Below are 11,825 nucleotides of genomic sequence, written 5' to 3'. Positions count from 1 at the left end.
ATTCAGGACTTCATTCAGGACAGGCTCAAATATCTCTCTAGATTTTGTTAACACTTGATCTTTCTGATATTCTTCTTCTTTTCCTGCAAATAAAAATCTCGCTTCTTCCTGTTCCTTGGAGCCTAAATTAATTAATTTTGATTCACTTCTTAAAGTTGTTAATTTACTCTTTAATTTATCCTTGATAGCCGAGGGTTTGTCTTTTTCATAACTATCAATTAAATTTACTGTTAGATGTTGAGTTAATCTTTTGGCAAGTGTTTTTGCTCCACTAGTAGTTTTGAGATAACTCTTTATTATGTCTTCAAGTCTCTTTGAACTTGAACTTTCAAATTCTATAAATTTATCACTACTACCTATTTTGCTAAAAAAACCTAGTTCTTCCTTTAAATCTATTGTTTCGCTATCCTTAGTCTTGGATTGGATTGGAGGACTCAGTACTACTAAAACTAATTGTACTTAGAGAAGTTAAAGAACAAGGTAATAAGAGTCAAAATAATTTATGGTTAAATATCATCAAAAGTATCTAGTAATTGCCGAGATTTCTCATTTTAAATAGTGCTATCTATTTATCGTAATTACACAACTTGGCATCCATCTCTTTTCTTACTATATTATCTCCTGCATGTTCTGAGAAATATTCACATCATTCTAAGATGGCTCTAGCAGCTTTTTCATAAGATACAAAAAATCAACCCCTTTTTGTATCTTTAATCTCTGTTTCTAAATATTCTGCTCATTTGCTACCTAAATCATCTCTTAAAGCCTTTAATCAATCTGTTTTCTTATCTTTATGTTTCATAGTTAATAAATTAGCTCTAGATCTTCAAAAGACTTCTGTTCTTGTGTAATCATCCTTTTTGAAACCAGTAGGTGTTATGTCTGCTTTATTTTTAGGATAATTAGCTATCTTTCTTACTTCTCGAGTATTATGAGTAATTCCATATATTACTGAAGCAGTAACTGGAATTATGGCCAGTACTTTTATTCAGAGCTTAGAGCTTTATTTAAAGACACTAATTCTTAGCCAATCATTGATAACCTAATAGACTTCTTAATCTGTAATCTCCTGATTCCATTGAATCTAACTTCTTATTTGCTAACTTATCAAATAATGCTTTTTTCTGTATTTTGTGATCTTTTGCTAATTTAACTACTTCTCTAAGTATTAAATCACTAGTAATAGTTTTCAAATAAGCAGTTCAACTATTTACATCTTTAACATTACCATGTTTAATAGGAACTAAGAATATTAAATGTTGTACTCCTTCTTTATCTGTTATTAAGTAATTACCATATTCATCTTGCAACCATTCATTACTATTACTTTCAAAAGCACTATCTAATGGACTACCTCCACCATTAATAGCTTTAATTTGAGATAGTGACATATGCATATTTAATGTTGAACCTTTGCCTTTTTTTAAATAATGTTTAAGAGCTTCTTTACGATCATCTAAAGTAGTTTTTTTCTTTAATCTACTACCTAAAGAAGCTCTATTTCAATCTAATTTAAAGTTAGGTATTTCATAAACATCTTTAAGAAATACTTCTCAAGCAATATTAGGAAATACAGTCTTTAAAGTATCTATTAATTCTTTAAGATGTTTATCCTCTTTAATAGATTCATCTATATAGTCAACTAAAGCATTAGAGTCTTTTCATAAAGGACTCTTACTTTCAATTCTTTTGACTATTTCTTCAGGAAAATGAATTTTTCAATCACCACTAATTAATCCCTTGTAACCAGTAAATGTTTCAACTTTATCCTTTACAACTACTTTAGCAAAACTTAAATTTTCAGAATTAAATGGACAATTAATTATTTCTTGCTGACCATTACTATTTCCATCAAATCAAGAATGTTTAAGAGATTCTTTATTTCACTTTAGATTTTCTGAAGGATTATTGACTGACGAAGGTAAACATTTATTAACTTCTGAATACTTTCTTGAAAATACAAAGGCTGATAAAGAACTTTTTGAAAGACTTGAATTTAAGTGTTTTCTTAAATTTTCAAACTTATTCTCTGATAATCATTTAGCAGTAAGTAAATCTAAGAAAGTATTCTCTTCAGATAAAAAATCAAATCCTTTTGAGGAAAGAAAAATCTGAGCCTCCTTATCTACTTTTTCTAAAAATTTAAACAATTTATCACTATCACTAAAATCTCCATCATCGCCTATTTTCCCTACCAATCTTGTAAGTTTCAAAGAAGATAATTTTTCAAGATAGCTACTAATTAAGTAGTTTTTTATGAGCTCTTTTGGGAGCTCTTTGGTTTCATTCTTAAATAAATCTTTTGTAGTTTCATGATCAATTATTGCTCCTGATTCCTTTCACTTTCACTGATTATCTAAAAATGTTGCCTCTGATAAGACCTTTTCCTTCTGAAAAACATTGACTATCTTATTATCCTTTAGCAAAGTGGCTAATAAAGAAGAAAATAATTTATTGTCTTCAATATTTAAGCCCTGTTGTAAAGTGTTTACTTCACTACCAAAATAAAAGAAATTTTGATTTTCGTACTTTTCATTCTGTTGTTGTTGTTGTTGTTGTTTAAATAAGTCTTCAATATTTTTCTTGTATCCATTCATAGCCTCTTCGACGTTTGCAAAACTATCAATTGCCCACATAAACCTAGATTTCTTATCAAGTCTGAGTAAATAAGAATCCTCTAAATAAGGAAATATTTTTTCTGTTGTTCTTGTTGTTGAATACTGATCATCAAAAAAACTATCCTTGCTAGTCTTTTCAAAAAACTTTTTTGGAAATTTACCGGCAAATGCCAAATTTAGGCCTTTCCGAAAATTATTACCAGATCTAACTAACTCTTTCTCAAAAATATCTAAAAAATCTGAAGTTAATTTTTTTCTTAAATCAAGTTGATAAGGAGAATAATGAGACTTAAATAATAATTGGCTTAAAGTTTTTGCAGAATCCTTGTATTTTAAACCATTGTTTCCATTGTTGAAGAATTTATCTCAATAGCCTAATAACAAAGCACCAATATGCTTTGTAATATATGAAAATAATTTTTCCTTTATCTTGAAATCTTCACGCTTGAATAATAGCTTCTTTAATTCTTTATCATCAAAAGCTTTCTTGAATATTTCTCAATCATATGTAATTGCATGTATTCCTTCTTTATCTTTGAATATTATTCAGCTTTGTTGTTCTTGTTGTTTAGATATTAAATAAACAAAATCACTTACTTCATTAACAGTTCCAAAATTATTAGATTCTTTTTTCAAACAAAATAAATCCTTTAAATCCTTACTTTCAATATCAAAATTAGGAATAAACTTATCTATATTTTTGCATTCATTATTGTTGGTGTTGGTGTCTCTTAATACATCATGATCATCATCTGCCTTTTCTTTAGTAATTTTTTTAATTAAATAGTGATAAAGATCAAGAAGAGCTATAGAGTATTGAGAAGTATAGTCAGAATGAGGAATATTAGTAATTGTTACTATTGGATTTACATTAGTTGTGTCAGAATATTGTTGTAAGTCCTTTAAGTCCTTTAAGTCCTTAATCTTAATAAGAAAGTCTTTAAATTTCTTATTTGATTCTGTTGATACTAAAGGAAAAAAATAATTAGGCGTTTCTGGAAGTTTTGAGCCTGCTGGTATATGTTCTGGATTTATTAATTCTTTAATTTCATCTATTCTCTTATTGGTATCATATTTTCAAGTTAATTTCTTAATTGGTACAGGTCTTTCATTCTTGATGTAATCATCAAGAGCATGATTTAAAAACTTAGATAAGAAATCCTTGTATTTATCAACATCGCCTTCTTTAAATTTAGAGTCTTTATCATCTAAATTTATTTCTTGAAGTAATTCATTAAGCACTTCAAGAAATACATTCTTTACATTACCTAGTACTTGATGTTGTTGATAATGTTCTTCTTTACCTCCAAATAACCACAAAGCCTCTTTCTTTTCATCTCCACTTAAATTCTGAACTTTATGTGTACTTCTTAAATTACTAACTTTTGATTTAAGTTTATCGCCTATATGTGAAGTGTTTCCAGTTTGATAATTATCAATAAAGCTCAAAAGCACATGTTGTGAAAGCTTATCGGCCAAAACCTTTGCACCGGTTGTAGTTGATGCATATTCTTTCAATATTTCATTAATTTGTTTTTCTTGACCATTTAATTTCAAAAACTTATCTCCGGTACCAATAAGAAACTCTTTATGTGAAGAGTTATCTTGTGGAACTAGGGGGGGGGGTGAATCTGTTGAATGAATACTAAAGCTTAAAGAACTAAAAGAAGTTAGTGCACAAGGCAATAATAAAGCAAGTAATTTGTGTTTAAAGAGTAACACTACTTAAAGGAAACATCGCAAAGTTTTTCTAACATCTGACCTTTATCGGAAGTAATATCTACAGTTATATCATTATTGCTCATACACCATTTAGCAATAAGAACAGGAACATTAAATTTATCTTTTCCTAAAACTTTAAGCAACTCTTTCCATCAAGGATGATCCTCTTTATTATTAGTTTTGAATATTAAATCTAACTCCTTTGCCTCCCATCTTTTTCTAGATACAGGATCTTCAATATATCCATTATCCATTACTTTAGGTATTGATTTAGGTTTATTATTCCATACTATTGTTTTCATAGGAAAAGTATTACTGAAACCTCCAGACAAATAAGAAGCAATAAGGCCAGCACTTCCTACAAATGCTGTAGTTCCTAATGAAATAGAGAGAGATCTTTGCAACATATAGAAAAATTACTTTTATTAGTTAAAGCACTAATTAGTACTCATATAATAAAGTAATCTATTTTTGAACAGTATCTTCAAAAGTTGCATCACAAAGCTGTTCTAACATTTGGCCTTTAACAGATTTAAAGTCTATCTCTTTATCATTACTATTTACACATCATTCTGCAATAAGAGATGATGGAGTTCTGTGACTACCACTACGTGCAAAATCCCTTAACAACTCTTTTGCTCAAGGGTGACTTCCATATATCTCACCAGAAATATTTTTAAAAGTAGTTGCTTTTGTTTCCCATCTGTCTTTACTGTCATCAATAATAGACCCATCAGCATTAAGTCTAGGTAAAGTAGTGGGTTTATTATTCTTTCAAACTACTCTTTTGATTGGGGAATGGAGAGATTTATTAAAGCCACCTAATAAGAAAGTTATTCCAACTCCTGCACCGGCGACAATTGAAGTAGTAACTAAAGAAATTAGGGTAGTTCTTTGGAACATAAAAGATGCATCCTCACTAATAAGTGGTGCTGAATCTTTCCCAATAGTTAATTTTATTATTGAAAAGTAACACTATTCAAAAGTCACATCACAAAGCTTTGCCATCATTTATCCTTTAGTAGAATTGATACCTACATCTCCATCACTGTTATTCATGCATCACTCAGCAATAAGTGATGGGACGTTTCTTTGAGTATTACCTTTAGAAAAAATTGCTAATAATTCATTTGCCCAAGGGGGATTACCATATATTGTTCCTGCTTTGCGTTTAAATATAGCTTCTTTTGCCTCTCATTCGAGAGCCTTCTTTCCGTTGACCTTTCACTCCAAAGAGTCAAAATCAGGACTTGTGGTAAACTTATTTTTTCAAACTATTTTTCGGATCGAGGAGATTTATTAAAGACTCCAGATAGGAAAGTTATTCCTGCCCCAGCACCTCCTACAATCACGGTGCCTTCGAGTGAAAGAGCTACTGTTCTTGGAAACATGGAAGAAAAATGTTTTTTTATTAAATAGTATTAATATATATGGGTAAAGATTTGGAAACTTACCCAAGAGGCTCAAGGGGACACACTGCTAATGTGTTAGACAAATCTTTTTTTGTGCATGGGTTCAAATCCCATAGTTTCCGCCATTTGTTTTAAGGTTGCTATCGTTGCGCTCGCAAGCTTACCATCATTCACATTCACATTAAATATAGGCTTTATTGCTGCCTGTATTAGTAGTATTCCTATACCAAAGAAAATAACAGAGGCTATAGTATCTAATATAGTAGTTAAAGCTGGAGCAGATACAGAAGCAGGATCATAATTAAATCTAATAGCTAAGAAAGGAACTAATACACCAAAGAATTTAGAAAAAATAACTACTAAGAATAAAGCTAAAGAAGAACTTAAAGCTCCAACTATTCCTAATTTAAATAGTTTTGAGGGGTCTTTAAAATTTTCACTACTATTAATTATTGAACTAACAACCTGAACTACTTTCTGTAAAGAACTAGTATGGAATTTCTTACTATCTATTTGAAATATTGCATAGTAAATAAGTAGCCTATAGAAGTTACAAATAGCTAAAATTGCTCCTATTATTACTGCGACCTTTAATTCTTTTTTGACGACTTTAAAAAAATCTGATTCCTTTACATCTCCTGCCGCCACAGCCTGTATGACTGTAGCAGTGGTTTGAGAACCGGTATTACCACACATATCTGTAATCACTGGAATAATAGGAACTAATACAGCAGTAGAAATACCTGCTGTATAATCAACTCCCATTAATTCAAATTTATCAATAGCTAAAGTAGTAAATGTTGCTGCTAGCAACATCATTATTAAACAAAATATTCTGGACTTAACTATCTCAGAAATATCACTATTTAAATAAGATCTCTTAGTTTCTCTAATACCATAGAATCTATATACATCCTCTATATTACTATCTAATATCTCAGGTATTACATCGTTGTAACTGACAATACCTACTAATTTATTTTGAGCATCAAGTACTGCTACAGTACTAACACTATATTTCTTAAATAAATCTATTACTTCATCAATATCATCTACTTCTCCTACTGAAAAGAAAGCTTTATCAACTATCTCAGTAATAGTCTTAGACTTATCTAGAAATAATAAGTCTTTAACTCTTACTGAACCAACTATCTCTTCATCAGAATTAACTACAAATATCTCTTCGCCTATATCAAATTCATCTTTATTAATACGTAAATAATTAACTGCTTCTCCTACTTGCATACCTGCTAATAGAGTAGCAAAGGTAGTATTCATAATACTACCTACATGAGCAAAATTAAAACTCTTAAGCTTCTTTATTTCTTCCTTTAATTCTTTAGAGGCATTAAAGATTATTTTCTTATGTACTTGAGGTGATACTATAGAGAGTAATTCATATACATCGTCAGCATTTAAATCCTCAAGAAGCTGTTGCATAACAGCATTCTTTAATTTAGAGAGTATTCTTAATTTATTAGTTTCAGAAAGCGAAAGAAAGAGTTGGCCCATTTTGATTTTGTAGGCCGAAATAATGAATCTTATTATTAAATCAATATCATCAATACTCTCTAGTGCTTCAACTAATAAGTTAAGTGGCTGGTTCTTTATTTGACTCTTTATTCCTATGTCGTTTTTACTTTCGTGTAAGTGATAAATTCTATTCTTTAATGCAACAACCTTTTGGTCATACACATGGGCATAATTTACCCGCCTTCGCAACATAATAAATATTTAGAAGTAATATCGAACTCATACCTACAGTTCTTCTAGTTTATATAAAAGTTTAACAATTCGAACAAATTATCACACAATACATCTAAATTTTCTTTCTCTAAAGCATGTATTTTACCTTTCTTACTATAGGATATATTACCAGTAGTTTCAGATACTATTAAAGCTATGGCATCTGTTTCTTCTGTTAATCCAGTAGCTGATCTATGTCTTGCACCATAAGTAGAAGTCATAATTTTTTGTGTTACTGGAAAATAAGAAGAAACAGAAATGACATTAAATTTACGTACTATTACTCCGCCATCATGAAGAGCAGACTTCTTATTGCCAAATACTGTTATTAGTAGTTCAGAAGTTAATTTAGCTGTTACTGAATAGCCTAGAGATACATATTTCTTAAGATTATCAACATTTTCAATAACTACTAAAGCGCCTATTTTATGCTTAGAAAGAAAGTGTAAAGAATAGGATAATTGGAAAATGAAAGCTTCGTATTCTGCTATTGAGAAGTCTTTATTTTTGCTCTTAAATAGCTTTCATCTTACTTTCTTATGAGGTAGTTGTGCGTAAAGTAATAGGATCATCAAAAACAGAACAGCAAAACCTACTGAATTGATAGCTGTGTTAGTTGTGTCCATCATATCTAAGAATTTCTATATATTGCATAAAGGATACTAAAGAAAATACACTAGATAAGAATAATAAGCCCTGACTAAATAAAGTTTGTAAAGTTCAAAAACTAGTTACAGAATAAGAAGGAAAAACAAAGATAAGCACTAATAAGCCAGCCATTTGAGTTGCTGTTTTATATTTGGCTGTTTTTATTGCCGCTATTACTTTGCGTTTTCTATAAAAAACAAGTCTTATTAAGTCCATAATAAGATCTCTAAGAATAAGTATTGAAGCTATAGCAATTAATACTTTTCTAGATATCATGAAAACAATAAGTGTTCCATTAACAAGTAATTTATCTGCTAATGGATCAAATATCTTTCCAAATACAGATACCGCATCTCATTTTCTAGATAATCATCCATCTAAAAAATCAGTAAAGGAAGCGCAGGAAAAAGCTAATCCACCCAATAAATGAAATAAATTATATTCACTGCTAAGTATCTTAAATAGTCCCTCTTCACTGCTCTTTGTGTGATGATCTAATCAAAAGAATAGTATAGCTACAGGCGCTAAGATAATTCTACTTACTGTTAATATATTTGGTACTTGTTTCTTGCCTATTCTTAAAATAAATTAATTCTTCTTACCTTTAGTATCTTTTGTTTTTTTCTTATCTTTTTTGTTTTCATCTTCCTCATCTAAATCATCAAATAATTCATCATCAATATCATCTGAATCTGGTTTAAAGCCTTCTCATTCTTTAGCAAAAGAATTAAATATTTCTTTAATAATCTTTTGTTTTTTGTCTAAGTCCTTGAATACTGTAAACATCTTTTCTTGAATAGACATGAAGTCTTCTTTAGAGTTGGTTAAGCTTTGAAGAAACTCAGACACTAAATCTTCAACAGTATGAACTCCCTTAAATTTAGCGATATCTGATTGTTTAAGTAACTCTAATTGCTTCTTAAGGTCATCATAAAGCTCTTGGCTTATTTTGATGACTACCTCTATCTTTTTATTTGAAGACATAATCTTAATATTTTGGAATTATATGCAAATGAAAGTGAAAAACTACTTGTTTAGCTTTTGCACCCTGATTTGAAACATAGTTTATACCTTGAATATTAGGATACATACTTAAAAGTTTTTTAGCAGTCTCTTGGGCTAATACAGATGCATCTTTTATAGCTTCGCTTTCAACATTCATAAAATTTTCATAATGATCTTTAGTAATTATCAAAGTATGTCCTTCTGTAATTGGCTTATGATCTGGCAGAGCATAAGCATATTTAGACTCCCCTAATATATTATCTGGTAATTTACTAGCAATTTCACAAAATACACAACCCTCTTTCTTACACATAACTACTTAGCGTATCTATATGAAGCAGATTCTCGAAACTGTTTGTCGTATGCTTCTACCTTAATAATTGTATCTTCTAAATCTCTTATTGCCATCTCTTGTACTCTTTCATTTTGTGCGGCATCAATTATTCAAGCTCAAAATAGCTCTTTTGTAAGATGCTTATTAGCATATTTTTTAAAGCTTTCAAAATCTTTAAATGCATTGTGATTTACTTGAGTAACAAAATAGTCGTCGGCAATACCTCCCTTTGTTGGACTATAGTGTTTTTTAGCATCAATGAAAGTGCTACATCCTCCTCCTCCTCCTCCTCCTCCTCCTCCATTAGTACATTTAGAATGCTTAGTAACAGCTTCGGGAGTTCAATTCTTATCTGGATCAGTTTTGAAAATATTTTTATATTTAGATTTATCCATTTTTCCGTCTTTGACGTCTTCAGATTTAATGTTATTCAAAATAGCGGAAACCAAGCTCTTTCTCTCTTGCAAAGTTAAGATGCGGTATGATGATGATGATGAATCACCATTAGTAATGTAAACAGTTTTTAAATTAAGTAAATTGAGTTCAGTACTACTCTTATCCTTGCCAGCAACTTCCTTTATTTTTTCTATCACTTCTTCCAAATCTGCTTCATTTTGAATACTCTGAACATATGCATCAACTTCATTTTCTGAACCTTCTGAACCGTATTTGTAAAGACTATTAGAAACAAATTTGCTTGGATCAGAAACTAAATTTTGTGTTCAAGTTTGTGGAGAATTAAGTACCAAAAATCCTTTATAGAATGAGGTGGCTTGGGTGGCTGGTTCTTGTCCAGGAGGAGTCTTCTTACCGTAACCTGAAAAGTAAGAAATTAAATATCCATTGAAATCATGAATTTTGTTTGAAAATTGTTGAACATCAGGGTTTAATCAAGGGTTTTTAAGAAATCCAGATGTAGCCTTCATTGTGACTGCGTTATTTCCTTTTTTATTAAATTTCTCCCACAAGAAATATGCATCAGTTTTTGGAGTAACTGTCGCCCTCATCAAACTTAAGAAATACTGAAAATTGTCTCTTGTTAAATAAGAAAGAGTAGCCAAAAATTTAAGGTGTTTATCTTTAAGTCCATCAACATTTAAAAAATAACCATTTTCAAAAGCATTCTTAGAGGCTTTTCTTATGGATTCACCTAACTTATTAGTAGTGCTATCAATTGTCCCGCCACCATATTTCAGAACATCTCAAAGACTACTATCAATATTCTTCAAGAAATATTTACCATAATAAAATTTATTTACAGAAGTCTCTATATCTTTCATTAACTTCTTACGATTATCTCCGTTTGAATCAGAATCTAAAGAATCTAAAAAATTATCTTCGATTGTCTTGGCATCTAAATCATCACTATTGTTATTGATTAATAAAGTTTTGGTTTTCTGAGTATCAACATAACCTTTATTTCCAATAAAGGATTTACCTAAATAATCCTCTTTAAGAGAGACCTTAAGAAGTAAATTTCTAAAGAGATTTTCATTTTTGAAAAAAATATCAATTATTTCGTTAACATAAAAGTTGTTTAAAAAAATTCGATCACTTTGAAAGTAACCAGAAACCTTAGTATTTAACTCCAGTTTACCTAAAGCACTAATTAAAGTTTTTTGGAATTTATCTTGTTTTTCTTTAATGCTTCTTAAGAAGACATTCTCATCTAAATTACCTGAATAAGTTACACCTTTAGATCTAATACCATCAAAGTAAACGCCATATATTTTCTCTAATTCTGGGAACAAGTATTCTTCATCTTTGCCGCCTCCTCTAGTAAGCTTTAATTCGTATGGTAATGGAGAAGAAATTCCAAATTTCTTCGGTACGCTCTTGAAGCTCTTGCTACTGTCTTCTACATCTCATTGAGCTTTAGCATATTCCTTAATAAGTGCTTCTCTTAATTGAAGTGATCTTTGGTATCTTGCTTTAGTTCTTACTAATTCTTCTCATTCATTAAATAAATTCCTAAATTTACTTGAAGTGTCTAAATTGTAATTCCTAAATAAATTGTTGTTTTTGGAACTATCAGAAACTGTGTAACTTACTAATAATCTATCGAAGTGTTTAGATACATAGTCTTTAAAGGAATTGATTGGTTTAGTGTAATCAATTCCCAGTGTTTCTTGTAAAGAGAAAGTGTTTTTTTCTTTAACCTGTAGAGTTCTGAAATTAAAGTGATGATAAATATCCTCTAATTTTGGATTACTTGATCCATTTCTACGGGCTCCAGCACTATCAACAGCAACTGCATGTATTCCTGCTTGGTTTCTGATAAAGATTCACGGAGAATCTTTAATCTCTACAGCATCAGCATATTTGTTGCCATTGCCATTG

General features: G+C 30.0%; 12 protein-coding genes and 1 tRNA gene. 2 read left to right on the top strand and 11 right to left on the bottom strand.

The window, feature by feature from the left end:
- On the top strand, positions 1 to 211 hold a 211-nt coding region (locus A6V39_RS05900), incomplete at its 5' end, for a hypothetical protein (protein ID WP_222702659.1).
- Between the two features lie 354 nt (positions 212 to 565).
- Here A6V39_RS05900 and A6V39_RS00060 read toward each other — a convergent pair.
- From A6V39_RS00060 to A6V39_RS00040, 5 genes are all read right to left on the bottom strand, one after another.
- Positions 566 to 802, bottom strand: a complete 237-nt coding sequence (locus A6V39_RS00060) for a hypothetical protein (RefSeq protein WP_187149625.1) — start codon at positions 800 to 802, stop codon at positions 566 to 568.
- Positions 803 to 1,016: 214 nt separating this feature from the next.
- Positions 1,017 to 4,340 carry a DUF3713 domain-containing protein gene (locus A6V39_RS00055; RefSeq protein ID WP_187149624.1) on the bottom strand — a complete coding sequence of 1,108 codons (3,324 nt, stop codon included), beginning with the start codon at positions 4,338 to 4,340 and terminating at the stop codon, positions 1,017 to 1,019.
- Positions 4,340 to 4,747, bottom strand: a complete 408-nt coding sequence (locus A6V39_RS00050) for a hypothetical protein (RefSeq protein ID WP_187149623.1) — start codon at positions 4,745 to 4,747, stop codon at positions 4,340 to 4,342. The genes A6V39_RS00055 and A6V39_RS00050 overlap by 1 nt, the downstream gene beginning before the upstream one ends.
- A gap of 58 nt (positions 4,748 to 4,805) precedes the next feature.
- A complete protein-coding gene (locus A6V39_RS00045) occupies positions 4,806 to 5,243 on the bottom strand; it encodes a hypothetical protein (protein ID WP_187149622.1) in 438 nt (145 codons plus the stop codon).
- Positions 5,244 to 5,351: 108 nt separating this feature from the next.
- On the bottom strand, positions 5,352 to 5,573 hold the full coding sequence (locus A6V39_RS00040) for a hypothetical protein (protein WP_187149621.1): 222 nt from the start codon (positions 5,571 to 5,573) through the stop codon (positions 5,352 to 5,354).
- Between the two features lie 211 nt (positions 5,574 to 5,784).
- Here A6V39_RS00040 and A6V39_RS00035 point away from each other — a divergent pair.
- Positions 5,785 to 5,877, top strand: a tRNA-Ser gene (locus A6V39_RS00035).
- Here A6V39_RS00035 and A6V39_RS05950 read toward each other — a convergent pair.
- From A6V39_RS05950 to A6V39_RS00005, 6 genes are all read right to left on the bottom strand, one after another.
- On the bottom strand, positions 5,828 to 7,477 hold the full coding sequence (locus A6V39_RS05950; RefSeq protein WP_187149627.1) for a magnesium transporter: 1,650 nt from the start codon (positions 7,475 to 7,477) through the stop codon (positions 5,828 to 5,830). The genes A6V39_RS00035 and A6V39_RS05950 overlap by 50 nt on opposite strands.
- A 44-nt stretch (positions 7,478 to 7,521) precedes the next feature.
- Positions 7,522 to 8,124 carry a diadenylate cyclase CdaM gene (gene cdaM / locus A6V39_RS00025; protein WP_245633472.1) on the bottom strand — a complete coding sequence of 201 codons (603 nt, stop codon included), beginning with the start codon at positions 8,122 to 8,124 and terminating at the stop codon, positions 7,522 to 7,524.
- Positions 8,111 to 8,569, bottom strand: coding sequence for a CDP-diacylglycerol--glycerol-3-phosphate 3-phosphatidyltransferase (gene pgsA / locus A6V39_RS00020; RefSeq protein ID WP_245633471.1), 459 nt, complete (start codon positions 8,567 to 8,569; stop codon positions 8,111 to 8,113). The genes cdaM and pgsA overlap by 14 nt, the downstream gene beginning before the upstream one ends.
- Before the next feature lie 165 nt (positions 8,570 to 8,734).
- Positions 8,735 to 9,130: a hypothetical protein gene (locus A6V39_RS00015; RefSeq protein ID WP_187149619.1), complete on the bottom strand. Its 396-nt coding sequence runs from the start codon at positions 9,128 to 9,130 to the stop codon at positions 8,735 to 8,737.
- 4 nt (positions 9,131 to 9,134) lie between these two features.
- Positions 9,135 to 9,464: an HIT family protein gene (locus A6V39_RS00010; protein WP_187149618.1), complete on the bottom strand. Its 330-nt coding sequence runs from the start codon at positions 9,462 to 9,464 to the stop codon at positions 9,135 to 9,137.
- Positions 9,465 to 9,466: 2 nt separating this feature from the next.
- A partial coding sequence (locus A6V39_RS00005) for a DUF3713 domain-containing protein (protein WP_370664252.1) occupies positions 9,467 to 11,825 on the bottom strand: 2,359 nt, incomplete at its 5' end.

Origin of the sequence: Candidatus Mycoplasma haematobovis, assembly GCF_001645765.1 — a bacterium.
Classification (GTDB): Bacteria; Bacillota_I; Bacilli_A; order Mycoplasmatales; family Mycoplasmoidaceae; genus Eperythrozoon_B; species Eperythrozoon_B haematobovis.
The sequence above is the reverse complement of the archived record's forward strand: the minus strand, read 5'-3'. Positions and strand labels throughout refer to the sequence as shown.